This is a genomic window from Streptococcus parasanguinis (genome assembly GCF_019929185.1).
Lineage (GTDB): Bacteria > Bacillota > Bacilli > Lactobacillales > Streptococcaceae > Streptococcus > Streptococcus parasanguinis_O.
The window spans coordinates 81,260-107,110 of record NZ_JAHZPC010000003.1; the positions used below are offsets into that span (position 1 = coordinate 81,260).

The following is a 25,851-nucleotide window of genomic DNA, read 5'->3' on the forward strand; positions in this document are numbered from 1 at the left end:
CTTCTATACTATGAAACTTTATCTTGTGCAAACTCCTCTTCCAGTTGGCGTCTATCTTTCCGGTAGGATTGCCATAAATTCTCTTCCTCGATTTCGATCTGTTTTAAAGCTACTTGTGCAGCTTCTCTAGCTTCGATATCATACTCTTCGATACAGCGATGGAGGGACTCCCATCCACAACTGTTATCAACTTCCTGCTCTTGTAAGAAGGAAGCTGCCATCGCATACTCTTCTTCCAGCATCTGGGTGAAGAGCTGCTGTTTTCTTTCCACTAGGCAACGCTTTTCATCTAGCTCCAAGCGCGCTTTTTGGAACTCTCTTTCCAAGTGATCTAGTTTCTTTTCCTTTTTTGAAAGAGTAGATGAAATTAATAAGCTAGTTGTTCCCACTGGTTCATTTCTCCTGCTATTTTTTGATCTTTTGCTTTTAAGAGCTCAATTCCTGCATTCACTTGCTCGTTTAAAGCATGAAATTCATTCGATAAGGACTGATATGCAGCCAAACGATTGTCGAACCTTTCTCTTACTTGAGTGACAACTGTTTGCCTTGTTGCACCAGCCTGTGCATAGGCCTCTTCTACTTCGGAAAGATTGAGAATGAAGCCTTTCGGAACGGTCTGTAATACTTTCTCCAAAGCTTCTAAATCTGTATCCAGTCGTGCCTTAGATTTCTGAGCTTGCTCCAGCCCTTCATCCACTACTCGAATCAGCTCATCAGAAGCCAAGCATGCCTGCAAGGCATCGAGATAGATTTGTTCACTTGAACTCAGTCCACCACCTGTTTTTTGTAATTTATCCTTTAGGCGATAGTAAACCTTCATCCGCTCTTCAATGATTTCCTTGCGAGTGATGGCTTCCGTTCCCTTTTCAAGAACCAAATTCCCATCCTTATCATAGATATAACCATGCATCATGTGCTGCAGGCCAGTATTTATCAAATTTTTAGTTTTGAGGTGCTTGACAATCCCACTGGATTCCTTGCTTCCAGAATCCTGATAGCCCAAGCTAACCAAATCTTTATGGTCAATGTGGTTGTAAATTTTGTACTTCAGCGAATCTATACGCGATTTTTGCTCGGGTGTTAAAATAGGATAGGCATTAGGGCCATTGTATAGATGGACAGTCCCAATATGAGAAGCTTCCTCTTCCGTCAAACAGGCAAGCGCATACTGAATATTCATAGACCCCAGAGAGTGACCGTATAGATCGATCTTGGCATTGGGGTATTTTCGGATCACCTCTTTCAAATGAGCTGCAGCATCTTTAAACTGCGGAGGCGGGAAAGTACCGTTTTCATCATTGTATTTTTTTAAAAAAGCAGCTCCCATTAAAGCAGGAAATTTAACCTGTTCTTCGGCTGTTCTTTCTGCAAAAAAGCCGACCGCATCTGATGCTTTTTCCTGTATGAAATTGCTGACAGGATTGTCCATCGCTTTTTGTATGAACCTACCTAAGGGAGTGGCCTCCGGTGGAAGATTAACAGATGTAGGAATAATTGCATCTTCAAAAGCTTCTACAGCATTGTTAAAACCATTTTTAGCCTTATCTCGCGCATAATTCTTCGCATATTCTGTTGCATACTCGCTTGCACCACCAGGGTTCAAAATATTGGAAGCTGCTGGCAAATCTGTCTTTACCCAATCCGTATATGTATCATGGAGTAATTTTTGTGTACTTATTTCAGTTTCAGATCCCTTCATCAAGACAGTCACGTCATGGATTTGGGCACGTTCTTCATCTGAAGCAGTATAGGGGACTGGATCTTGTTCAACACCCTTGCCACTATCCGTTAGTACGAAGACTTGTTCTTCATTGCCATTTACACTATCATAAATGTGAGAAACATTACCAACATATTCACTACCTTCTTTAATTTTTTGATTTTTTCCTAATTTTAATGATCTATATTCAATTAATGATGCTTCTACATGCTGTCTGTCTGAAAAATTTGTGTTATTTACCATATTCATCTCCCCTCAGTAAACGACTTAACTCTGCAGAAATACCATAACTTCCAGCCTCAAATTCTCCCGAATCTTCCATATGAACAGTAGTATCAATAGTTAGTTTTTCATCATTATTGACTTCCAAATATACATTCATCCCACCCATTGGATTGTATTCCAATTGATTTTCCAAGATTTTATACGAGTGTATTTTCCCCTGCGGAGTTAATGCTTCAGGATCAATATCCTTTAACATATTTTCAATCGCTACCTTCATCTTCTTACTCTCCGCGATTTGAATCATTTCTTGTTTCTTGGCAGATTGTCCATTAAAAAAGCTACAACCTCCCAAACTTAAACCAAATAGCATCATAACTAATACAATAAATTTACTTTTTTTCATCTTCCCATTCTTTCTTCAGCTTTCTTAGAATTTATTATACAAAATTCTATCCATACCTGAAATGTTACTTTTGTTAAAAAATATTGCCAAATCGTTACAAGCACTAGCTATTAATGTAACATATTGGTTTTGATACAGAAATGTTTCTATTTACCTATATTAGGGGTATTTACCTAAATGAGTTTATTTCCCAGTCTCTTCTGCTTTACTTAACAGATCATCTAATTTTGCTGAAATACCGTAACTACCTGCTTCAAACTGTCCTGAATCTTCCATTTGAATAGTCGTATCGATCGTTAACTTTTTATCGCCATTGATAACGAGATAGACATTCATGCCTCCCATTGGGTTGTATTCCAATTTACCTTTTATCAGGGTATAGGAGTGAATGACTCCTTCTGAAGTGAAAGCTTTCGGATCGATACTGATTAACAAGTGTTTTATCGCTCGCTCCATTTTCGTGCTTTCTGCAATCTGAATCATTTCCCTTCTCTCAGCAGCTTTATCCGTAAAAAGACTGCAACCTCCTAGAAACATAGTCAGTAAGAATAGTAGTACAAATCGTTGTTTTTTATCAGTCATATTTCCCTCTCACTTATATTATTCGTAATGATTTTTAAAAAATGAGCTAAATTTTAAAATTTTTTCCAGAATCCAAAAAACACACCCTACATAGGTGTGTCTCTTGTTAAATCATGTATTCGACGCTATAAGTAGCATCAGATAAAATCCGTGAAAGGAATTGTTTGGTCCGTTCTTCCTTTGGACTATTGAAGAATTCATGGGGTTCGTTTTCTTCGATGATGTGTCCGCCGTCCATAAAGATAACGTGGTTGGCCACATCACGCGCAAAGCCCATCTCATGGGTTACGACAACCATGGTCACTCCCTCTTGGGCTAGCTGTTTCATGACATCTAAGACATCCCCAACCAATTCTGGGTCTAACGCTGAAGTCGGCTCGTCCAGCAAGATCACGTCTGGTTTTACTGCGATAGCACGTGCGATTCCGATCCGCTGCTGCTGACCACCTGACAATTGAGAAGGATAGTAATCCTTGTAAGCGAGGAGACCAACTTTTTCAAGGGCGGATTCTGCCCGTTGGATGGCTTCTTCTTTTGGAATCTTACGAGCTACAATCAATCCTTCCAAGATATTTTCAAGTGCTGTTTTGTTGGCAAATAGATTGTAATGCTGAAAAACAAAGGCTGTCTTTTGACGAATTTCTAAAATTTCCTTTTTGCTGAGTTTTGAGAGGTCATACTCTTTTCCACCTAGGGTGAGGTGGCCTGTATCTGCCTTTTCCAAGTGATTGAGGCAGCGAAGGAAGGTTGTTTTTCCTGATCCAGATGGCCCCAAAATAACGACGACATCTCCTTGGTTGACCTTGAGATTAACATCTACCAGGACTTGGTGGTCCTTAAATTTTTTCGATACGTGTTCTACTTCTAACATCTTCTTATTTCTCCTTCTTCTATGCGAGTGTCAAGCGTTTTTCTAAGAGATTGAATCCCCACTGAATCACCCCACAAATGACAATATAAAGAATAAAAATCACTAGATAGGATTCAAAATATTGATAGCCATAAGAGGCTTCTACCTTGGCAATGGCGGTGATATCCTTGATCGTCATGACAAAGACAAGGGAGGTTCCTTTGACCAAATTGATAACTAAGTTACACAAATTGGGCAGGGCTGAACGCAAGGCTTGTGGAAAAACAATGCGGATATAGGCTTGGCGATTAGTCAAACCAATGGCTTGCGCTGCTTCTAGCTGCCCCTTATCCACCGTCAGAATGGCTGACCGTAGAATTTCAGCAAGACTTCCTGTTGTCATCAAGCTAAAGATGATAAAGGCATAATAAATGGGATTGATCTCAAAGACATTAAAGTGACTACCAATACTCTTAAAAAAGCTATTTAAGAGGCTGGGAAAGAGACTATAAAAGAAGAGAATCAAGAGAATCGGAGGTGTCGCGCGGATAAAAGCTAAGTAAATCACTGAGAAACTGCGAACACCTTTGACCTTATAGATCTGACCGAGTGCCAAAAAGAGGGCTGGAAGGAAACTCAAGAGAATCGATACGACCATGATCAGAAGGGTCACTGGAACACCACCCAAGGTGGCTATAAATGCTTTACTAATAAAATTGAAATCCATAAGCTACCTTTCTGTTACACTGAGTCGTTTCTCAAGGAGTTGAGCGGAGAAGGAGATCACAAGGGCAATTCCCCAGTAGATCACTGCTACAGCTGTATACGTTTCGAGGGAATAATTCCCAAGATTGCGGCTGATCAAGTTGTTGCCTGCTCCCATGATATCGATAAAGCCAATGGTATAAGCTAAAGCGGCATCGCGCATGAGGTTCAAGATGGCAGTCGTCATATTTGGAAGAGCCACGCGAAAGGCTTGGGGAAGGACAATCCGCCAAATGGTTTGGGCTGGCGTCAAGCCGATACTCAAGCCCGCTTCCATCTGACCTTTTGGAATAGCCAAATAGGCTGCCTTGAAAACCTCAGAGATCATAGCGGCAAAGAGAAGAAACATGGCAACAAGGACAAAGACAAACTTGGACCAGTGGTCAATGTCAATGCCCAACCACCAGTTCAAAAATTGGGGGAGTCCATAAAAGACCAAAAAGAGTAAGACAATCGGAGGGGTACAACGCAAAGTAAAGACATAACCTTTTGCCAGACCTGCTCCTACCTTATCTTCTGATACTTGTGCCCATGTCAAAACCAAGCCAAATGCAGAACCGAGAACCGTCGTTAAAACCATCAAAGCTAGGGTCGCTGGCAGAGCTTGGACCAAGGTTGGAAGAAATGACCAGACCTTGGAAATGTCGTATGAGACCATGTTTCTTTTCCTTTCTGTATCCGTATAGAAATAAGGAAGCTGGGGCTATGCGCACCCAGTTCCATCTTATTTCTCTTTATCTACATAACTGAAGACATCTTCACCGAAATATTTTTTCGACAATTTAGCAAGTGTGCCATCTTTTTCTAATTCTTTGATGGCCTTGCTGTATTCTTCCGCAAATTTTTCGTTTTTCTTATCCTTATGGATCAATGGGTAAGTTGGAATTCCTTTGTAGGCAAACCAGCTCAGTTTGTCCGCATATTGGTGGTAAGAACCATCTTTATCTGTGACAGCCTTTTCAAAGGAAAGTTTGATGTCAAAGAAGGCATCGTAACGTCCTTCAAGAACCCAAGCATAGGCATCTGCGACTTTGAAAGATTCCGCAGCTGTTAATTCGATTTGTTGGTCCTTATGCTTTTCATTGTATTCTTTAATAACATTCCACTGCGCATTTTGTGGTGAAATTGGAACCAATTTTCCTTTTTCTTTCGCAAAGTCATCGATGTTCTTGTATTTATCCGCATCTTCTTTCCGTACGGTAAATCCGATGATACTTGCACCGATTGGTTCTTTTGGAATGATAAATTTCTTGGCACGTTCTTCGGTATACCAAGCTCCTTTGGTTCCGATATCGTATTTACCAGATTCTAGACCGATTAAGAGATCGTCATCACTTGTTCCAGTGTACTCAAACTTGTAGTCTGGTAGTTTTTCGTCAATGGCTTTGAGAACGGCTACTTCATAGCCGTCTGATTCTCCTTTTTCATCAACGAAATCATACGGTACATAGTTTTGCGTGTGGGCTACTTTCAAGGTTGTCACCTTGTTCGATCCTGTTGAGCCTTTGCTGTCGTTTGCATGGTTCAAACTCCGTCCAAGAATGGTTGCACCTGCAATAGCAAGAACGGCCACCCCACCGATAATCCATGTTTTTTTACTCATACTCTGTTCTCCCTGATTCTATTTTTTCTTATTCTGCTGCAGCTTCACGAACCCATTCGATTCGCTCTTCATCAATATCACTTGGAATAGTACAATCCGCACCGATGACCAAGCCTGTGGTTCCAGTTTCTGCGATGATGCGTTTGGTTTCTGCTTGAATCGCAGCCTTGTCTCCTGTATAGAGAAGACCATTTTTGCCATTTTCAAAGCCACCAAGAACCGTACGTCCACCGAAGATTTCGCGTCCTTCTGCTAGGCTGATTCCTTCTGGTCCAACTGCCCAGTTAAGCACTTGAGCTGGGTAGTCTGTGAAGAGATGGATATCATTGCGAGCTCCTTCGTAGCCACAGATATGAAGAATATTTACACCACCTGCTTCATTGGCTACTTCTAAGACATGGAGTTCACTCGGTGCGATGACTTGTTTGTATACTTCTTGGCTCACGCGCGCATCTTGGATGCTTTGAACACTGAGGTAGATCCCGTCTGCCCCTGCTTCTTTGATGATTCGTTGGCTCAAACTTGCAATATCTTGGCCAATCGTATCCAATACTTTTTTAAGAGTTGCTGCATCTTGATCGATAAAGTTTGCGATCAAGTCATCTCCTCCTGAAACTTCTCCGACCAACCATTTGAAGTAGGTCACTGGAGCAAAGATATTGTAGATAGCCACAATGTCTTCTTCAAAACCGGCACGGATTTTTTTAACGAGCTCTACCTGCTCTGTGATCCATGGATGATCTGCTCCGAGTGGTTCAATCCCTGCTAAGTCGGAGATATTTTCAAGGCCTTTGTGGATGGCTGGATTTGGATAAGCAAAGTAACCATCGCTCATGAGTTTGACAAAGTCTGGTTTGACCTTGTGAAGGAAGCTTTGATGACCCTTCAGGTTTTTTTCAATGATTTCCGGATTAGAAAATCCTTTCAACCATTCTTCTTCTGTTGTAAAATGATGCCAAAATCCAACTGGCACACGATCAACCGCTTCTCCCTTAAAAGCTTTTAACACTAATTCTCTTTTGGCTGACATGTTCTTACCTCGTTCTATTCTTTTCTTGTTTGTTATCTTAACACTTCAATTATTCTTTGACTAATATATATTTTTTATCAAGCTCTTCATCTTTTTTTATCACTGATCTTCGAGAAGAAGGATTCCTGCTAGATCAGACGGGCGAAGGAGGGAGAGACTATGGGCTGGAATTTTCTCCAGTCTTGCCATATCTGGATCTTTTTTGGCTTTCCCCTGACTACTTGCAAGAGCAGCTTTACTAAGCCCTAAAAGCAAAAACAAAACGGTTACCAGGATACACCATACATTGATCTTTTTCATCTCCCTCTCCTTTCTTCTTACAATACAGCTGCTTGACGTACCCAATCTAAGCGTTCCAATTGGAAATCATCTGGCACGGTACAGTCTGCCCCAAGGATCAAACCACGACTTCCCGCTTCTGCGACCAAGCGACGGGTTTCTTGCTCGATAGCTGCTCGTTCCCCTTGGTAGAGCAAGCCTTTCTTGCCATTGACAAAGCCACCTAGGACAGCACGATCCCCAAAGAGCTTGCGACCTGCGGCTAGGCTAAGGCCTTCATGATGGGTCGCCCAGTTAATGACTTGAGCTGGATAATCCTTGAAGAGTTCCACTTCATTGCTGGCCCCTTCAAAACCACAGATATGAAGGATATTGATGCCTCCAGCTTCATTGGCTGCTTCTAGGACAGCGATGCTGCTAGGCTCAATGAACTTGCGGTATTCTTCATCAGTCACACGCTCATCTTGGACCTGCTGGGTTGAGAAGTAAATCCCTTCAACACCTGCTTCTTGGATCAAGCGGCGACTTAAACTAGCGATGTCTCCTGCAATCACGTCAAGGACATGAGCTAAAGTTTCTGGATCTTCCTTAATAAAGTCTGCAATCACTTGGTCTCCACGGGATTGATCCGTACGGAACCAGCGTTTCAAATAAGAAATGGGCGAGAAGATATTGTAGAAAGAAGCAATCTCTTCATGGAAATGGGAACGAATCTCCTTGACCACTTCAATTTGTTTTTCAATCCAAGGATGATGCTCTCCAATCGGTTGAATATCCTTCAATTCTTGGATTGATTGGATCTCTCTCGAATAAAGTGCACTCGGATAGCGGAAGAAGCCATCGCTCATGATCTTGACAAAATCAGGTGAAATTTCTTCAACATAGTGTTGGTGTCCTTTAATACTTTTTTCTACTACAGCCGGATTATCTAGCCCCAATTCTTTTTCTTCTTGGGTCACATAATGGAGCCAAAATCCTACAGGGATTCGCTCTACTGCTTCGCCTCGAATGGCACGAAGAACCAATTCTTTTTTACTCATACTGTATATCCTCCTCAATATTTCTCCAACAGAAAGATTGACTGCTTCCCTTCTGGAATTTGTAACCATGATATCACCTCGAAAAGTGGCTGACTAATATATTTTCCCTATCAAGGCCTTAAAATTTCTTTATTAAGAAAGGTATCAAAAAAACGCAAGTCCTTGAAAATAGGGACTTGCGGGTATCTTTCTTTATTCTTTCATTTTAGAAGAAAAGGACCGCTTTGATCTTTTCTTGATCCGGTTATAGCATAAAACTATACCCCTTCTTTTAAGCTGAAAAATGGCATCTATTGAGGTGAAAAAGCCCTTCATATCAACATTTCTTTCTTTCCTATTCATTTTACCATTCCCTGGATCCCCTTCTCCTCTTTCTTGTCAGGCAAGATTGAAAGGAGTATAATTTTTGTAGAATAATTTTAAGGAGTGTACGGTTTATGAAAACAACAAAAACCACCTTTACCATCGTTTCTGCTCTTGCTTCTGTCATTTTACTGACGAGTTGTGGAAGCAACACCACTAAAACGCAAGAGACAAAAGCAAGCAGCACTAAAAATCAGGTGACGATGACCTATGATCAACAGCGCTCACAAGAAAATACCATGTCTGTTCTCTGGTACCAAAAGGCAGCAGAAACCAAGGCTTTGTATTTACAAGGCTACAATGTCGCTACTGACCGTTTGAAAGAGATCCTCCAAACTCCTTCTGATAAGCCTTATTCCATCGTCTTGGATTTGGACGAAACTGTTTTAGACAACAGCCCTTACCAAGTTCAAAACGTCAAAGATGGTACGGCCTTCAATCCTAAAGACTGGGATGTTTGGGTGAAAAAAGCAGCCGCAAAAGCGGTGCCAGGTGCCAAAGATTTTCTTCAATATGCGGATCAAAACGGGGTTCAAATCTACTACATTTCTGACCGTACAACCTCTCAAGTAGATGATACCATCAAGAACCTTGAAAAAGAAGGCATTCCTGTTCAAGGACGTGACCACCTCATGTTCTTAGAAGATGGCGTCAAATCAAAAGAAGGCCGTCGCCAAGCTGTACAAGAAAAGACCAATCTTGTCTTGCTCTTTGGGGACAACCTGGTCGACTTTGCAGACTTCTCTAAGACCTCTGAAGCTGATCGCGACAAGAAATTGGACGAATTGCAAAAAGAATTTGGTGAAAAATTCATCATCTTCCCAAATCCAATGTATGGATCATGGGAATCTGCTGTCTACCAAGGTAAAAAACTAGATGCCAAGGGACAAACAGAAGAACGCCTCAAAGCCTTGCAAGGTTTTGATAAATAAAGCAAACATCCTCGCTAGGAAAAACCTAACGAGGATGTTTTTTTCTATATAAATAATTTTATTCAACTGTTACAGACTTAGCAAGGTTCCGTGGTTTATCAACATCGAGCCCACGATGAAGGGTTGCAAAGTAGGCAATCAATTGGGTTGGCACCACCATTGAGATTGGAGAAAGGTAAGGGTGAACCGCTGTCAAGACCAAATCATCTGTCTCTTTAGCGACATTTTCTTCTGCAATGGTTAAAACATGAGCCCCACGTGCTGCCACTTCTTGGATGTTTCCACGTGTGTGGCTGGCTAGGACTGGGTCAGACAAGAGGGCAATGACCGGTGTACCGTCTTCGATCAGAGCGATGGTACCGTGTTTCAACTCACCCGCAGCGAAGCCTTCACATTGGATGTAAGAAATTTCTTTTAGTTTCAGACTGGCTTCCATAGCAACATAGTAATCTTGACCACGTCCGATATAGAAAGCATTGCGGGTTGTTTCCAACAAGCCACGGACTTTTTCGTCGATCACTTCTTTTTCTGAAAGGGTTGATTCGATCGATTGGGCAACGATAGACAATTCGTGCACCAAATCAAAGGCTTTGGCCTTCTTATTGCCATTAGCTTCCCCAACAGCTTTCGCCAGAAAGGCAAGGGCTGCGATTTGAGCCGTATAAGCCTTAGTAGAAGCTACCGCAATTTCAGGACCCGCATGGAGCAACATGGTCATGTCTGCTTCACGTGAAAGAGTTGAACCTGGAACATTGGTCACTGTTAAGCTTGGAATGCCCATTTCATTGGCCTTGACCAGCACTTGGCGGCTATCGGCTGTTTCACCAGATTGACTGATAAAGATGAAGAGTGGTTTCTTGCTAAGAAGTGGCATACCATACCCCCACTCAGAGGAGATACCGAGTTCTACTGGAGTATCTGTCAACTCTTCCAACATTTTTTTAGACGCAAATCCAGCATGGTAAGAGGTACCAGCCGCAAGGATATAGATGCGATCTGCTTCTTGAACAGACTTGATAATAGCTGGGTCTACCACTACTTGACCAGATTCATCTGTATAGGCTTGGATCAACTTACGCATGACAGTTGGTTGCTCATCGATTTCTTTGAGCATGTAGTATGGGTAAGTCCCTTTTCCAATATCAGAAAGGTCAAGTTCAGCCGTGTAGCTTGCCCGTTCTTTGACGTTTCCATCATAGTCTTGTACTTCAACGCTGTCAGCCTTGACAATGACCAACTCTTGGTCATGGATTTCCATGTATTGGTTGGTTTCACGAATCATGGCCATAGCATCAGAGCAAACCATATTGTAACCATCTCCAAGACCGATCAAGAGTGGTGACTTATTTTTCGCTACATAGATGGTGCTTGGATCTTCCGCATCCATCAAAGCAAAAGCATAGGCCCCACGGATGATGTGGAGGGCTTTTTTGAAGGCTTCGAGCGTAGACAAGCCATCTTCTTCAGCAAATTTTCCGATCAAGTGGGCGGTGATTTCTGTATCTGTTTGCCCCTTGAAATGGTGACCGGCTAGGTATTCTTCCTTGATTTCAAGGTAGTTTTCAATCACCCCATTGTGGACCAAAACAAAGCGACCTGTTTCAGAGCGGTGTGGGTGGGCATTGTCCTCAGTTGGTTTTCCATGAGTGGCCCAACGGGTATGTCCAATCCCAGCTGTCCCTTCGACACCTTCCGCCTTAGACGACAATTCTGCAATACGGCCAACTGCCTTTACCAATTGGCTCTTGCCTTCACTAGCCAGAAAAACACCCGCAGAGTCATAGCCTCGGTATTCGAGTTTTTCAAGTCCTTGAATCAAAATATCAGTAGCATTTGTATTTCCTACAACACCAACGATTCCGCACATAGTTTTTACGATATAGCCTTGCTATACTTTCCCCTTTACTTAGTCAAACGACCCATGGTCGATTTCTCAGTTACTTTAAAATTGGTCTAGTCTAATTTGACCAAAAAGCAACCAGCGGAGTCAGTATACAATGCTTCTTCCAGTTTGTCAACTAGGAAATTCAAGAAAATTGGTCTAGTTAAGTTAGCGTTAAGATTGAAGTAAAAATCATCTTAAAAATTTTCTGCCGTGAAAAAAGTGCCTGAAACTGAATAGTTTAGACACTTTTCTCACTGTTGAATAACTCTAACGAATAAAATTTTTTATTTTTATAGAAGTTGATTGATTCTTATAAAAGAGCAGTTTGTCTACTTCTCAAACCCATTGGCTTGGCTTAGTTCTTTAAACCAATGGCCGGATTTTTTGAGGGTTCGTTTTTGACTTTCGAGGTCCAACTCAACTAAGCCATAGCGGTTCTTGTAGCCATTGAGCCATGACCAGCAGTCAATAAAGGTCCAGATCAAATAGCCTTTACAGTTGGCACCATCTTGAATAGCCCGGTGAAGTTCACGAAGATGGTCTTTGACAAAGTCAATCCGGTAGTCGTCTTGGATCACTCCATCTTTGCGGAATTTTTCCTCTCCTTCGACCCCCATCCCATTTTCGGTCAGGATCCACTCGATATTGCCATAGTTTTCCTTGATATTTTGGGCAATGTCATACAAGCCTTGCTCATAGATTTCCCAACCACGGTGGGGATTGATCTTGCGGCCTGGCATAACATAGGGTTCATAAAATTGTTCAAAGAGTAGGGGAGATGCTGGATTTGGAGCATACCGAGGAGCTGCCACACGGAGTGGTTGGTAATAGTTAACCCCTAGGTAATCCACCGTATTTTCCTCGATCAAGCGCAATTCAAAAGGATCATAATCCGGCAAGAGATCACGCTCCCGTAGGATCTCCACTAATTCTTCAGGATAATGACCAAGAACAGATGGATCTAAGAAGGATTTGGCTTGAAAGAGCTCGGCAATGCGCGCAGCTTTCACATCTTCTGGATGCTGGCTCCGAGGATAGGCCGGTGTTAGATTGAGCACAATCCCGATACGATAGTTAGGATCCACCTCGTGACAGGCCTTGACTGCTAGAGAGCTTGCCAACTGGGTGTGGTAGGCTACTTTAACTGCTGCTGCCGCGTCTACCTTATGAGGAAAATGGGCATCATAAAAATAACCAAACTCTACAGGGACAATGGGTTCATTAAAGGTGATCCACTGATCAACCAGATCCCCATAGGTCTTGAAACAAAAACGCGCATATTCCTGGTAAGCATAGGCAGTTTCTTTATTTTCCCAACCATCCCCTTGCTCTTGAAGAGCCATCGGTAAATCAAAATGATAGAGGTTGACCAAAAGGTGAATCCCTTTTTCTTTAATCTTTTCAAAGACACGACGGTAGAAATCAACACCTGCTTGATTGATTTCCCCTCGTCCTTCTGGGAAAATACGTGACCACTGGATAGAGGTTCGAAAGGCAGTGTGGCCGGTTTCTAACAAGAGGTCCAGATCTTCTTCCCAGTGTTCATAAAAAGTCGATGTTTTCTCTGGTCCTTGCCCTTGATAAAAGCGGTTGGGCTCGATCCTATACCAGTAATCCCAGAGATTGTCTCCCTTTCCATCCTGGGCTAGACGCCCTTCTGTTTGAGGGCCCGAGGTCGAACTCCCCCATAAAAAATCCTTTGGAAATTGAAACATGTTCTAATCCTCCTCATTCTACTAGCTCTATTGTAGCGAATCCTCCCCCAAAACCTAGGCACAATTTACAGTCTTTCTTACGCAGATTAAAGAAAAAGCTCCCTTAGAAAAATTCCTAAGAGAGCTGGTCCTCATTATAAGTCATTCACAACATATTCAAAGAGTTTGTGGTCTGCTGGACTCTTGTCAAAACGCAGTTCCGGATGCCACTGAACGCCGAGAAAACGACTCTCATCTGTGGATTGAACCGCCTCTATGACGTCGTCTTTGGGATCCCGCGCGATTACTTCTAAGCCATCTGCCAAGTCTTTGATACTTTGATGGTGAAAGGAATTGATGCGACTAGTCTTACCATAGATCTCTTGTAAGACCGTCTGATCCTTGGTCACCAGCTCTTGGCTGGTGTACTGACCTGGATTGTCCTGCCAATGATCCTCAATATCTTGATGCAAAGTTCCACCCAATGCAACATTGTAGAGTTGGGTCCCACGACAGACGGTAAAGATAGCTTTTTTAGCCGCACGCGCTTCCTCAATCAAGGCCAACTCAAAAAGATCACGTTTTAAGAGGTAGTCATCGCTATCAATGGCGATTTCTTCTCCATAAAACTTGGGCAAGACATTTTGACCACCAGTAATGATGAGCTTATCAATCATCGATATATAGTCTTTGGCCATGTCCGCATCTCCAATTGGCAAGATCAAGGGAATTCCTCCCGCCTCTTTGACCGCTTCGACAAAACCAGTCGCCGCATAACTCATGTTCGCGTCTGGATCATCTGGGAAGGGTCTTTCATTTCCTGTAATTCCAATCACTGGTCTTTTTTTCATACTTGTTTCCATATACTTTCATTCGTTTTCAAGGCTTATTGTAACACAATTTTAAGCTAGACTCAATGGAGAGTTTTTGAAGAGAAGGCCTCTCCCTCTATAACAAAAGCTTGCTGAAAGGGGTTAAAATTGCTTTCTATCAAAAAATCCTCAAGTGCGGAGACTTGAGAATTGTTTGTTAATTTTTAATAAACCCTTCTTTTACCAAAAAGTCACGTGCCACTTGAGCAGCAGACTTGCCTTCTACTCCAACTTGGAAGTTCATCTGGCTCATTTGCTCTGCTGTGATTTTACCAGCTAACTGATTGAGAATCCCTTCCAATTCAGGGTGTTTCTTAAGAAGAGCTTCTTTCATGAGGGGAGCCCCTTGATAGGGTGGGAAGAGTTGCTTGTCATCTTCAAGGACCACCAGGTCATAGCGAGCCAGCTCGGCATCCGTTGAGTAAGCATCTGTGATCTGAATATCACCGGACTGGATCGCCTGGTAGCGAAGGGCTGGCTCCATGGTGGAGACTTGTAGATGGAGTCCGTAAACCTTCTGCAAACCCTTGTTCCCATCCTCTCGGTCATTAAATTCCAAGGTAAATCCTGCCTTGAGTTGTCCTTCCACCTTTTTCAAATCTGAAATGGTCTTGAGACCATACTCTTGGGCAATTTTCTTAGGGACTGCAACAGCATAGGTATTCTGATAAGCCATGGGTTTGAGCAAGGCCAGGTCGTCTTGTTTCTTGATCCCATCTCGAGCCGCTTGATAGACTGCCTCTGGATCATGACTGACTTGTGGCACCGGTTTGAGGAGACTTTCGGTCACGGTCCCTGTAAACTCTGGATAGATAGCAATATCCCCTTTTTTCAGAGCTTCATAGAGGAAAGTGGTTTTCCCAAAATTTGGTTTAACAGTCACTGTCATGTCTGTGTTTTCTTCGATCAAAATCTTGTACATATTGGCTAGAATTTCCGGTTCAGGACCCAACTTCCCAGCGATGACCAGGTTTTCTTTTTCCGGTTTGGGAAGAAGACTTGGTGTATAGCTAGCTCCCAATCCGATAACCATTACCGCAAAAGCCGCAAAGATGGTCCGCAATTTGGCCTTTTCCATCCATTTGAGAAGAAGGTTAAAGGCGATGGCCAAGAAGGCAGAAGACAGGGCACCGATCAAAATCAGACTGGCATTATTGCGGTCAATTCCTAGAAGGATAAAGGAACCAAGTCCCCCTGCTCCAATCAAGGCAGCTAGGGTAGCCGTCCCGATAATCATCACAGCTGCTGTCCGAATCCCAGACATGATGACGGGCATGGCCAAGGGAATCTCAAACTTCTTCAAGCGCTCCCACTTGGTCATCCCAAAGGCAACCCCCGCTTCTTCAAGGCTTGGATCAATCCCCTGCAAACCGGTGATGGTATTTTGGAGGATGGGGAAAATGGCATAGATGACGAGAGCTGTCAAGGCCGGAAGTGTTCCAATTCCCATGATGGGAATGAAGAGCCCCAAAAGGGCCATGGAAGGAATGGTCTGGAAGATCCCAGCTACCTGTAAAACCCAGTTGCTGGCTCTCTTGCGTGTACTTAAATAAATAGCCAGAGGGACCGCCAGAAAAATCGCAAGGAGTAAGGTCAGTAATGACAGTTGCAAATGTTGCCCCAGTGCAGTGAGCCAGTCTCCAAAACGTTCTTGAAAGGTTGCAAGTAGTTTAGACATGGTGAGCACCTCCAAATAAATCTGCCACAAAGTCGTTAGCTGGCTGGGCTAGAATGGTCTCAGAATCTGCCACCTGCACAATTTCTCCTTCTTGTAGCACCGCAATCCGATCGCCTAATTTCAAGGCCTCGTCCGTATCATGAGTCACAAAAATAGTCGTCATACCAAATTCTTTGTGCAAGTCTTTGGTGAGAGCCTGTAGCTGTTTGCGGGAAATGGCATCCAAGGCTGAAAAGGGCTCATCCATCAATAGAATCTTTGGCTCCCCGATGATGGCCCGCACAATGCCAATCCGTTGTTGCTCCCCACCAGACAGCTCATGGGGTTTGCGATCGGCGTAATCAGAAGCTGGAAGGCCTACTTTTTCTAACAGTTCGACTGTTTTGGAAGCCACTCGCTCCTTGCCCCAGCCCTTCATCTCAGGAATGAGAGCGATATTTTCCGCAACTGTCAAATTAGGAAATAGAGCAATGGCTTGAAGCACATAGCCAGTAGACAGACGTAACTCTCGTTCATCATAGTCCTTGATGCGTTTTCCATCCATATAGATATTGCCATCAGTTGGCTCCAAAAGACGATTGATCATCTTGAGCATGGTGGTCTTTCCAGACCCTGAAGGACCTACGAGGACCATAAATTCACCATCTTCAATATGGAGATTGACATCTTTTAAAATGTCTGTATCCGTGTAGCGCAGAACTACATTTTTATATTCAATCATATTCTTCCTCAATTTTCACAATTACTTTCCCGAAGGACTGGCTACTTTCAAGATAGGTGTGCGCTTCTTGTATCTCTTCTAGCCTATAAACCTTCTCAGGCCGGACATCCACTTGATACAATTCCACAAAATCGATCAACTCTTGGAGCTTTTCATTTGAAACATTCCCCGAATAAAAGGTTGTTAAATAAACATTCTTCGCCAATTCAACAATTGGATCAAAATCAGCCAAGATCCACTGGCCACCTAATTGACCACAAGAGCAGATAATTCCTCCTTCACTTAAGTGATGGATACTATCTTTGATATGGCGAGGTCCCACTAGATCTATAATTTTTGTGAAAGACTCCTCACTTTGCAAAACGCCATCCTTCTCCAAAATCACCTGATCAAATCCAACCGCCTTCAAGCGCTCTTCTTTAGCTGGATTTCTACAACTTCCTCCCAGGTAGATTTTGGGAAATTTACTTTTGACTAGTTTTGCAAACGCAAGGCCAACCCCACTAGTCGCCGCCCGTACCAAGACACGGTCTCCCTCTTCAATTTTAAGATTGCAAAAAGCACCAAAGGCTGTGTAATAGGTCTCAGGAAGGGCTATCAGACTCTCCAGATCGAGATTGCTAGTTACTGGATAAACTTGGCTATCCGGGAGCAAGACATACTCGGCATAACCACCGTCAAAAGCTCGCCCCATCTCCCCCATAATGGAAATGATTTGCTGTCCAATCTTCAAATCCGGTCGAGTCGTTTCTTCCACAAGACCGACACACTCAATTCCTAACACACGAGGAAATTGAACTGACGGCGATAGACCCTGACGGGTAAAAATTTCACTGTGATTGATACCAAATCCTTGAATTTTCACCAAGGTCCAACCTGCCTTCAGGACTGGTTTTGGTCGTTCGACAACTTCTAATACCTCTGGTCCACCTGGAGTGCTCACAACAACTGCTTTCATAAGATACTCCTCTGTTTCTACATGTCACCTTCTTTAGCTTTTAGATTAGAGATAATACGCTCTTGATAGGTCTCAAATTCTCGGATTTCTTGATCCGAAAATCCTTGATAGAAAATCTCACCCAGTTCCTTACTAACACGATCCCCAATTTCTTTTTGTGCCCAACCGAGGTCTGTCAAAGAAATATATTTTTTCCTTTTATCCTGCGTGCAAGGTTGAATCGTAACCAAGCCTTGTTCTTCCAATTTCTTAACCATGCTGGTCAATGTATTATTGGCTAGCCCCGTCGCAAGGGCGATATCGGTCGCAGTAGCGCACTCCAACTCTTGCTTCCACAAAATCGTTAAAATTTTCCCTTGTTCACTTCGGTATAGGGCATCTGGTTCCTTGCTCAGCAGTTTTTGAAAGATACGCCCATTTAACAAGCGTATCTGTAAAGCTTGGTAGCCCCCTTGCATCTTGTCCATTTTGTCTCCTTTTTATTTCTATATCGAAATATCACAGCCATTGTATCACTGTTCGTTACATCTGTCAACTATTTCGATATGGAACCAATAATTTTATCTAAATTCACCTTAAAAAGCCTTTCTAGCCCTTCAAACTAGTTTTTTCTCCCTCTTTCTAGCAAGTGTAACAAATGTTGGACTCGTTTTGCAACGACACCTGATTTTATAATGTGGTAATCTGTTAACGAAATTAAATCATACTAATGGAGAATTTGTTATGCATATACCAGATAATTACCTTAGTCCTGCAAGTTGTGCAGTTTTAGCGGTTGCTGCTGCGCCTGCTATTGTCTTGTCCATCAAAAAAGTCAAGGTCCAATTAAAAGAAAATAAAGAGCTAGCGCCGATGCTTGGGATTGCTGCTTCTTTGTCCTTCTTATTGATGATGTTTAATGTTCCTGTTCCTGGTGGAACGACCGCTCACGCTGTCGGAGGGACCCTTCTTGCCATTCTCATAGGTCCCTATGCGGCCTCTCTAGCGCTGACAGTTGCTTTACTCCTACAGGCCTTCTTATTTGGTGACGGAGGGATTCTCGCTCTTGGGGCCAATATTTTCAACATGGCCATTGTGATGCCTTTTGTTGGCTATGCTATTTATAACTTGTTCCGCAAGCACCATCAGGAAACGCTTGGCGTTATTATCGGTTCTTTTCTTTCGATCAATGCTGCTGCCTTCTTAGCTGGTGTTGAATTGGGCTTGCAACCCCTCATCGCGTCAGAAGCTGGTCAGCCACTCTATAATCCTTATGGATTGAGTATCACGGTGCCTGCTATGTTGGGTGCTCACCTCCTTGTCGCAGGTTGGGTCGAAGCCTTCTTCACCGTTGTGATTTACCGTTTTGTAAAACAAGTTGCTCCTGCAGAGTTGTACACACCAAGTACAGTCAATACAACTTCATTTGTTAAAAAAATTCGCTGGGTACTCCTTGCTTTGATCGTCCTCAGCCCACTTGGTCTCCTAGCAGAAGGAACGGCTTTTGGAGAATGGTCTTCTGAAGAATTAGGATCCTTGCTCAAAGGGAAGGTCCCAGCTGGTATCAAAAATGGATTTTCTTTTGAAGCCTTGTTCAGTGATTACACCATTCCTGGAACAAAAATTGCGATTGGCTATATTCTATCAGCCATTACAGCTGTTCTTATTTTCTATATCATTAGCAAAATGATTCGATCAATAAACGGAGCAAAAACTTCTCATGCGTAAACTTCCTGACTGGCTCCTTCAAGAGCAAACGACTCTAGAAGCATCCAAAAGCCATCACTATTTACAAATGAACCTTCACACATTGCGCCATTTTCTTGGCAAAATGAAACAAACGACACCCGCATTCAAGGCCAAAACTTCCTCTTGGATGTGGCTTGTTTACTTTTTAACCCTAGCCATTCTCATTACAACAGCCCACCATACGATCCAGCTCTGGATCCTCGGTATCCTCTTACTACTTCACATTGCTATGCTTCCAGGAGAAGCCCTTCTTCACCTGTTTAAGGTCCTCGTCAAGGTCCTTCTTTTCTCTGCCATTGTGATTTTACCGAGTATCTTATTTCAAGGATTTCAAAATGGTGGACTCTTTTTGTTACGTGCAGGGATCATTGTTCTCAATATTTCTCTCTTCTTAGCCACTACCACAAGCGTCCAACTGGTGGATGCCCTAAGGCAGTTGCATGTCCCAAAGACCTTTGTCCAGACCATTGATATTACGCTAAAATATAGTTATATTTTAGGAAAACACCTTCACCAACAAATCGAGTGTGTCCAACTTCGAACCGTTGGTCAAAAAGTGAGCCTCCATCTTTTTGGCTCTCTGCTGGGTCTCTTGTATCTCTCAACAAAGAACCATACCAAAGAGGTCTACGAGGCCATGTTGCTGAGAGGATATGGCATGGACAGGAAACAAAAAGAGCCCTTCTGTTGGAAAAAAGAAGATGGCCTTTTACTACTGGAATTAGTCTTCCTTATTGCCGTCACCACTCTATTCCGTTAGAAAGGATAGCTTATGATTACCATTCAAGATGGAAATTACCATTACACAGATGAGATTGGAATCCACGATATCCAACTACAGATCAATCAAGGGGAAACGATCGCTTTGATGGGACCAAATGGAGCAGGAAAATCCACACTTTTCAAAATTCTGGTTGGACTTTTACCCCTGTCTTCTGGTCACTACCACTTTAAGGATTGGACGATTGATGGTCCTTTCTTAAAAGATCCCCATCGTGCTGGTCAGCTATTTCAACAGGTGGGGCTTATTTTTCAAAATAGCGATACGCAACTATTCAACACAAGCGTCTATGATGAACTCGCTTTCGGCCCACGTCAACTCGGCTTAGCTGCAGTTGAAATCGACCAACGCGTCAATGACACACTCGCTCTTTTAGAGATTGAACACCTGAGAGATCGCATTCCCTACCATCTTTCCGGAGGGGAGAAGAAGCTAGTCGCTATCGCCAGTGTCCTCACTATGAATCCTAGTCTCTTGCTATTTGATGAGCCCTTTAACGGCCTCTCCCCCAAATACCAAAAACTGATCGTCGACTTACTCCAAGATCTCAAAACAGCAGGAAAAACAATTGTGATTTCTTCCCACCATTTCGACCAAATCGCTCCGATTGTGGAACGGGTTCTGCTCTTTTCTGAAGAGCACACCATTACAGGCAGCTACGATCGAGCTGATTGGGAACATCATCCAGATATTCAACAATCGTTTTCGACATGTTAAAAAGCCTCGGTAGTTTTCTCCTACCGAAGCTTTTTTGATGAAAGAGATAAGGGTTAATGTCCTTTATGCTTGTCTCTTCGTTTTTGCTGTTTGCGTTCGAATTTCTCTTGTTTGAGCAATTGCTTTTGGACACTAGATTGATGTTTTGAAATCTTTTTCCTTTCCTCATACTGCAACTGCAATAGTTCTTTCGACTTGGAAGAAACTTTTTGCTTTACTTGTTTCCTCACTATTCGCTGTAATCGTTTAGGATTCTTTATTTTTACATGTTGCTTAACTGTAGCTTCTGGACTAAAAGATAATTGAGTAAACTGAGTCTGTAACATCTCTAGAATTTCATCATCTTTTGGCTCCTGACCAAATGTCACACGACAAACTTGATAAGTTTCTCGATACACTTGTTCGAACAAACCATGCCAAAATCCATCTTCAAAATAAACTGTCAATCCAATTGAAATTGTTTCCACGACAGCACCTCCTTAAATCTATCCCTAAGAATGGACAACCAAGGAGGAAGGTTACTGATAGGCTTGCCTACGTCTGGACTACCAACCAGAACTGTGTTTTTATCTTAGTTGGGACTATTATAGCATATTTATAATCTTATGTTATTGCTTCTTCAAATACCTATCAAAAAAATGAATCGTAGCCAACCAAGAATCCTTACTCTCTTTCATCAATAAACGCCAATCTTTTCGATAACGATGATTTGGTTGATAAGCCACCGTCAACATGTGACCTGTTTCATGGTATTTTTTAAATGTAATGTGGTGTCCTTTATAATGTGAAACAATATCATCAATTGCTGACGAGGCATCCCATATTTCATCAACAGTACTTCCGAGCAATAAGATTGGTGAATGCATTTGGCCAATATCTATCCTAGCAGAGCAATCTTTAGGGAAGGATCTTTTTAAAAGTTTGCTGAACAGATAATCTCTAAGTCGAAACTTTTGATAGGGAAGTTCTATTTGCAAATACGTCCAAGAAGAAGAATGGGAATTCCATTTCCCTTCTATCCCTTCATACACCACATCAGAGGGTGAATTTAGTACCAAACATTGAACGTCATTAAAAATGCTCTCCTCAGCTAAAACTAACTCTGCTCCCTTAGAACGTCCATAGATTCCAATTCTTTCACTATCTACTTGATGATGCTGACGTAGATAATCCTTTGCTTCCACAAGGCACTCTAAAGGAATACGTTCCAAATGTTTTGGCAATCCCTCTAAACCAAAGTAGGCAACTGCTAGGCAAATATAACCTCTAGAAGAGAGAAGCTGAGCTATATTCTGTGCCTTTTCAATCCTTCCTTCACTACCGCTCACAATAATCAATGCTGGTGCTTTTATTGCCTTTTTATCATAAAAGAGTCTCCCTTGAAAATGTTTCCCGTAAATATCTTGATGACTAATTTGCGAACTCATGTAATGTCTTGTGAAAGTTCTCTCTGCGTCGACAGTATTACCTTGTATAATTTTGATTTCCACAAAAAAGTGATCTAATAAGGGAATTTTAGAAAGAGAGTTTGGAAGTTTCTTTTTCCTATTGGTCAAGGGCTTGGCATTAAAGAATAACCCCATTGTTGCAATATCTTCATAATAGCCAGAACAAGATGGAGTTTGTGAAATATCAATAATACCATTCTTATCTGATACAAAAGTCGCTGTTGATTTCCATAAAACATCATGAGCTAAAAGCATAGGAGCATTGATACAATAATAATCAGATAAATACATTTCGACTCGATAGATTTCACTTGGTTTTAAGCCATCGATGACAATATTAAAAGATTCGTCTGCTAAATCAGACTCTGAGATTAGTTCAATTTGTATATTCATATCTTCCTCTTTTTGTTAATATAATTAACAATATAGTTTTAAAATTACCGTGATTTTTACCACGGCAATTCTTGCCATACCTGTTCAACATCATCCATCAGTTTCATAACCATTTGAAGATCCTCCTCACTATAGTTTCTTAAAACTGAAAAAATGGCCTTTTCAATATGTTCTTGCTGTTCTTTGTGAATGTTAAAAACGTCAACCCCTTTTTGGGATAATATCAGATATTTATTTTTTTCATTATCCGGTGCAAATTCAAAAGTAACGAGGTCTTTCTTCGTTAAACGTCTAACACTCTGAGTAATGGCACTCCTAGATACTTCAAGTAACTCAGATAATTTCACTAGATTCACAGGCTGATTGTGACCTATCAGGTCGATCAAATGGACTTCATTAATAGTGATTGATTTATCAATACTGTTCCTATGCTGAGCTCTTTTCAACTGTTCAAAAGCTAAAGCAAAGCTGTTAAAACGATTATTAAACTTATGCAGTTCTTTCTTATTCATAACACCTCTCTTTTGTTAATTATATTAACAAAAAATACTATTTATTGTCAAGCTGAGCCTAAAAAATCCTCCAGAGCTGAACTCTGAAGGATTCATTTTTATTTCACAACAATGTTAACGAGTTTATTAGGAACACTAATCACTTTCACGATTTCTTTGCCATCAATCTCTGCTTTGACTTTTTCGTCAGAGAGAGCGACTTCTTGCAATTCTTCGCGAGAAAGGTCTTTTGCGACCATGAGTTTAGCACGGACTTTTCCTTTGATTTGAACGACGATTTCGATTTCGTCTTCAATTAATTTGCTTTCGTCCCATGTTGGCCATGCTACGTAAGAGATTGACTCACCTGTTGCTGCCACTGTTTGCCAGAGTTCTTCTGCCAAGTGAGGGGCAAATGGAGCAATCAATTGGATAAAGCCTTTGGCGTAATCCACATAGAGTTTGTCTTCCTTGTTAGCTGCATTGACAAAGACCATGAGTTGGGCAATGGCTGTGTTGAATTTCATAGACTCGACTTGCTCAGTAACAGATTTAACCGTTTCGTTATAAACCTTGTCAAGAGCGCCATTGTTTTCTGCAACGATTTCTTTACTTGTGATCAAACGGTAAACACGATCAAGGAATTTACGACTTCCTTCCAGACCTTCTTCAGACCAAGCGATCGAAGCATCAAGTGGTCCCATGAACATTTCATAGACACGAAGGGTATCGGCACCATATTGTTCCACCACATCGTCTGGGTTCACCACGTTCTTGAGGGATTTAGACATCTTGGCTGGTGCTTGTTCCAATTCTTCCCCTGTTTCCACATGGAAGAAGGAACCGTCACGTTTTTCAACCTTGTCAGTCGCCACAAGAGCTCCACGGTGGTCACGGTAGCTAGTTCCCAAGATCATTCCTTGGTTAAAGAGTTTTTGGAAGGGCTCTTTAGTAGGTACAACACCAAGATCATAGAGGAATTTGTGCCAGAAACGAGCGTAAAGCAAATGGAGTACGGCGTGTTCTGCACCACCCACATAAATATCTACTGGCAACCATTGTTTGAGGAGGTCCTCATCAGCCAATTTCTCTGTATTGTGTGGGTCAATATAGCGAAGGTAGTACCAGCTTGAACCTGCCCATTGTGGCATCGTATTGGTCTCACGACGACCTTTGACGCCATCTTCACGAATCACTTCCAACCAGTCTGTCAGGTTAGCTAGTGGACTTTCACCAGTACCTGAAGGGCGGATGTCCTTAGTTACTGGTAAGACAAGTGGGAGTTCACTTTCTGGAACAGCTGTTGAAGTTCCATCTTCCCAATGGATGATTGGGATTGGCTCACCCCAGTAACGTTGACGGCTAAAGAGCCAGTCACGGAGACGGTAGGTAACTTTTTCTTGACCGAAGCCTTTTTCTTCCAACCAAGCCACGATTTTAGCAATCGCTTCTTCTTTGTTAAGACCGTTCAAGAAGTCTGAGTTGACGTGAAGGCCATCTTCTGTGTAAGCAGCTTCTGCTACATTTCCACCTTCCAACACTTCTACGATTGGAAGACCAAACTGGTTAGCAAATTCCCAGTCACGTTGGTCGTGGGCAGGTACGGCCATGACTGCACCTGTTCCGTAGCTAGCAAGAACGTAGTCGGCAATCCAGATTGGGATTTCTTTACCATTGACAGGGTTTACGGCATAAGCACCCGTCCAAACCCCTGTCTTTTCCTTGGCAAGGTCTGTACGAGCCAAGTCTGATTTAAGGCTAGCTTGGTGTTTGTAGTCCGCTACAGCCTCAGCTTGTTCAGGACTTGTGATAGCATCTACCAAGTCATGCTCAGGAGCCAAGACAGTGAAAGTTGCACCAAAAAGAGTATCAGGGCGAGTGGTAAAGACGGTGAATTCCTTGTCAGCCCCTTTCACTTTGAAAGTGACATTGGCACCAGTTGATTTTCCAATCCAGTTGCGTTGCATGTCCTTGATAGACTCTGGCCAGTCAAGGTCATCCAAGTCAGTCAGCAAACGTTCCGCATAGGCAGTGATTTTGAGCATCCATTGGCGCATTGGTTTGCGGACAACTGGATAGCCTCCACGCTCAGACGTTCCATCAGGAAGGACTTCTTCGTTGGCGATGGCTGTTCCCAACTCTTCCACCCAGTTTACTGGCACTTCAGCTTCATAGGCCAAACCTTTTTCGTAAAGCTTAGTGAAGATCCATTGTGTCCATTTATAGTAGTTTGGGTCTGTAGTATTAACTTCACGGTCCCAGTCGTAAGAGAATCCAAGGGCATTAATTTGGCGTTTGAAGTTGGCAATGTTTTCCGCTGTGAATTCTGCTGGGTCATTCCCCGTATCCATAGCGTATTGCTCAGCAGGCAAACCAAAGGCATCCCATCCCATTGGGTGAAGGACGTTGTAGCCTTGCGCACGTTTGAAACGGCTAAGGATATCTGTTGCTGTGTAGCCTTCTGGATGTCCTACGTGTAGACCCGCTCCGGATGGGTAAGGGAACATGTCCAATGCATAAAACTTCGGTTTTGAAGCATCTGTTCCTGTCTTAAAAGTGTGATGGTCAGCCCAGTATTTTTGCCACTTAGGCTCGATTTCTTTATGATCGTAAAAACTCATAGCGTCTCTCCAATTTTCGTGATGCTCCTATTATACCATTTTTAGGGGATTTTTAAAGGATCAGATAAAGAA

The 25,851-nt window shown here is 42.4% G+C and carries 26 protein-coding genes; 4 read left to right on the forward strand and 22 right to left on the reverse strand.

Annotated features, from left to right (window positions below; all coding sequences use genetic code 11):
• Positions 1-8: 8 nt before the first annotated feature.
• From K1I56_RS03010 to K1I56_RS03060, 11 genes are all read right to left on the reverse strand, one after another.
• Positions 9-389: a hypothetical protein gene (locus K1I56_RS03010; RefSeq protein WP_021154366.1), complete on the reverse strand. Its 381-nt coding sequence runs from the start codon at positions 387-389 to the stop codon at positions 9-11.
• Positions 368-1,963, reverse strand: coding sequence for an alpha/beta hydrolase family protein (locus K1I56_RS03015; RefSeq protein ID WP_223325217.1), 1,596 nt, complete (start codon positions 1,961-1,963; stop codon positions 368-370). The genes K1I56_RS03010 and K1I56_RS03015 overlap by 22 nt, the downstream gene beginning before the upstream one ends.
• A complete protein-coding gene (locus K1I56_RS03020) occupies positions 1,953-2,348 on the reverse strand; it encodes a DUF1310 family protein (RefSeq protein WP_223325218.1) in 396 nt (131 codons plus the stop codon). The genes K1I56_RS03015 and K1I56_RS03020 overlap by 11 nt, the downstream gene beginning before the upstream one ends.
• A gap of 183 nt (positions 2,349-2,531) precedes the next feature.
• The gene (locus K1I56_RS03025; protein WP_223325219.1) at positions 2,532-2,930 is read right to left on the reverse strand and encodes a DUF1310 family protein; all 399 of its coding nucleotides are present in this window, start codon (positions 2,928-2,930) and stop codon (positions 2,532-2,534) included.
• Between the two features lie 106 nt (positions 2,931-3,036).
• Positions 3,037-3,801 carry an amino acid ABC transporter ATP-binding protein gene (locus K1I56_RS03030; protein WP_049482376.1) on the reverse strand — a complete coding sequence of 255 codons (765 nt, stop codon included), beginning with the start codon at positions 3,799-3,801 and terminating at the stop codon, positions 3,037-3,039.
• 19 nt (positions 3,802-3,820) lie between these two features.
• A complete protein-coding gene (locus K1I56_RS03035; protein WP_150905230.1) occupies positions 3,821-4,507 on the reverse strand; it encodes an amino acid ABC transporter permease in 687 nt (228 codons plus the stop codon).
• A gap of 3 nt (positions 4,508-4,510) precedes the next feature.
• On the reverse strand, positions 4,511-5,203 hold the full coding sequence (locus K1I56_RS03040; protein WP_003004525.1) for an amino acid ABC transporter permease: 693 nt from the start codon (positions 5,201-5,203) through the stop codon (positions 4,511-4,513).
• Between the two features lie 66 nt (positions 5,204-5,269).
• The gene (locus K1I56_RS03045) at positions 5,270-6,148 is read right to left on the reverse strand and encodes a transporter substrate-binding domain-containing protein (RefSeq protein WP_049474424.1); all 879 of its coding nucleotides are present in this window, start codon (positions 6,146-6,148) and stop codon (positions 5,270-5,272) included.
• Positions 6,149-6,176: 28 nt separating this feature from the next.
• The gene (locus K1I56_RS03050) at positions 6,177-7,178 is read right to left on the reverse strand and encodes a uroporphyrinogen decarboxylase family protein (RefSeq protein ID WP_223325220.1); all 1,002 of its coding nucleotides are present in this window, start codon (positions 7,176-7,178) and stop codon (positions 6,177-6,179) included.
• A 99-nt stretch (positions 7,179-7,277) separates the two neighbouring features.
• The gene (locus tag K1I56_RS03055) at positions 7,278-7,478 is read right to left on the reverse strand and encodes a hypothetical protein (RefSeq protein WP_003009954.1); all 201 of its coding nucleotides are present in this window, start codon (positions 7,476-7,478) and stop codon (positions 7,278-7,280) included.
• Positions 7,479-7,495: 17 nt separating this feature from the next.
• Positions 7,496-8,497 carry a uroporphyrinogen decarboxylase family protein gene (locus K1I56_RS03060; RefSeq protein ID WP_411575280.1) on the reverse strand — a complete coding sequence of 334 codons (1,002 nt, stop codon included), beginning with the start codon at positions 8,495-8,497 and terminating at the stop codon, positions 7,496-7,498.
• A 437-nt stretch (positions 8,498-8,934) separates the two neighbouring features.
• On the opposite strand from K1I56_RS03060, the gene K1I56_RS03065 reads away from it, so the two are divergent.
• Positions 8,935-9,792 (forward strand): 5'-nucleotidase, lipoprotein e(P4) family, encoded by an 858-nt coding sequence (locus K1I56_RS03065; protein WP_003004374.1) that lies wholly within the window; start codon positions 8,935-8,937, stop codon positions 9,790-9,792.
• A 58-nt stretch (positions 9,793-9,850) separates the two neighbouring features.
• Here K1I56_RS03065 and glmS read toward each other — a convergent pair whose 3' ends face one another.
• The 7 genes from glmS to K1I56_RS03100 form a co-directional block, all read right to left on the reverse strand.
• Positions 9,851-11,659 (reverse strand): glutamine--fructose-6-phosphate transaminase (isomerizing), encoded by a 1,809-nt coding sequence (gene glmS, locus K1I56_RS03070; protein ID WP_223325222.1) that lies wholly within the window; start codon positions 11,657-11,659, stop codon positions 9,851-9,853.
• A gap of 347 nt (positions 11,660-12,006) precedes the next feature.
• Positions 12,007-13,392 (reverse strand): glycoside hydrolase family 1 protein, encoded by a 1,386-nt coding sequence (locus K1I56_RS03075; RefSeq protein ID WP_223325223.1) that lies wholly within the window; start codon positions 13,390-13,392, stop codon positions 12,007-12,009.
• Positions 13,393-13,526: 134 nt separating this feature from the next.
• A complete protein-coding gene (locus K1I56_RS03080) occupies positions 13,527-14,222 on the reverse strand; it encodes a gamma-glutamyl-gamma-aminobutyrate hydrolase family protein (protein WP_155127217.1) in 696 nt (231 codons plus the stop codon).
• A gap of 178 nt (positions 14,223-14,400) precedes the next feature.
• Complete coding sequence (locus K1I56_RS03085) at positions 14,401-15,921, reverse strand: ABC transporter permease/substrate-binding protein (RefSeq protein WP_223325224.1); 1,521 nt, start codon at positions 15,919-15,921, stop codon at positions 14,401-14,403.
• A complete protein-coding gene (locus K1I56_RS03090; protein WP_223325225.1) occupies positions 15,914-16,642 on the reverse strand; it encodes an ABC transporter ATP-binding protein in 729 nt (242 codons plus the stop codon). Before K1I56_RS03090 ends, K1I56_RS03085 begins: the two co-directional genes overlap by 8 nt.
• On the reverse strand, positions 16,635-17,600 hold the full coding sequence (locus tag K1I56_RS03095; RefSeq protein WP_223325226.1) for a zinc-binding dehydrogenase: 966 nt from the start codon (positions 17,598-17,600) through the stop codon (positions 16,635-16,637). Before K1I56_RS03095 ends, K1I56_RS03090 begins: the two co-directional genes overlap by 8 nt.
• Before the next feature lie 17 nt (positions 17,601-17,617).
• Positions 17,618-18,067, reverse strand: a complete 450-nt coding sequence (locus tag K1I56_RS03100; protein WP_223325227.1) for a MarR family winged helix-turn-helix transcriptional regulator — start codon at positions 18,065-18,067, stop codon at positions 17,618-17,620.
• Between the two features lie 256 nt (positions 18,068-18,323).
• Between K1I56_RS03100 and cbiM the strand changes: the two genes are divergently transcribed.
• Genes cbiM through K1I56_RS03115 form a run of 3 tightly spaced genes read left to right on the forward strand, consistent with a single transcriptional unit; the run spans position 18,324 to position 20,826 of the window.
• A complete protein-coding gene (cbiM, locus tag K1I56_RS03105) occupies positions 18,324-19,307 on the forward strand; it encodes a cobalt transporter CbiM (RefSeq protein WP_223325228.1) in 984 nt (327 codons plus the stop codon).
• On the forward strand, positions 19,300-20,088 hold the full coding sequence (locus K1I56_RS03110) for an energy-coupling factor transporter transmembrane component T (RefSeq protein WP_223325229.1): 789 nt from the start codon (positions 19,300-19,302) through the stop codon (positions 20,086-20,088). Before cbiM ends, K1I56_RS03110 begins: the two co-directional genes overlap by 8 nt.
• 12 nt (positions 20,089-20,100) lie before the next feature.
• Positions 20,101-20,826 (forward strand): energy-coupling factor ABC transporter ATP-binding protein, encoded by a 726-nt coding sequence (locus K1I56_RS03115; protein WP_223325230.1) that lies wholly within the window; start codon positions 20,101-20,103, stop codon positions 20,824-20,826.
• A gap of 53 nt (positions 20,827-20,879) precedes the next feature.
• Here K1I56_RS03115 and K1I56_RS03120 read toward each other — a convergent pair whose 3' ends face one another.
• The 4 genes from K1I56_RS03120 to leuS all read right to left on the reverse strand — a co-directional run bounded on the left by K1I56_RS03120 (position 20,880) and on the right by leuS (position 25,779).
• The gene (locus K1I56_RS03120; RefSeq protein WP_223325231.1) at positions 20,880-21,293 is read right to left on the reverse strand and encodes a YjdF family protein; all 414 of its coding nucleotides are present in this window, start codon (positions 21,291-21,293) and stop codon (positions 20,880-20,882) included.
• A 141-nt stretch (positions 21,294-21,434) separates the two neighbouring features.
• Complete coding sequence (locus K1I56_RS03125; protein ID WP_223325232.1) at positions 21,435-22,667, reverse strand: acyl-CoA thioesterase/BAAT N-terminal domain-containing protein; 1,233 nt, start codon at positions 22,665-22,667, stop codon at positions 21,435-21,437.
• 56 nt (positions 22,668-22,723) lie between these two features.
• Positions 22,724-23,179: a MarR family winged helix-turn-helix transcriptional regulator gene (locus K1I56_RS03130; RefSeq protein ID WP_223325233.1), complete on the reverse strand. Its 456-nt coding sequence runs from the start codon at positions 23,177-23,179 to the stop codon at positions 22,724-22,726.
• Positions 23,180-23,277: 98 nt separating this feature from the next.
• A complete protein-coding gene (gene leuS, locus K1I56_RS03135; protein WP_223325234.1) occupies positions 23,278-25,779 on the reverse strand; it encodes a leucine--tRNA ligase in 2,502 nt (833 codons plus the stop codon).
• Positions 25,780-25,851: the final 72 nt, after the last annotated feature.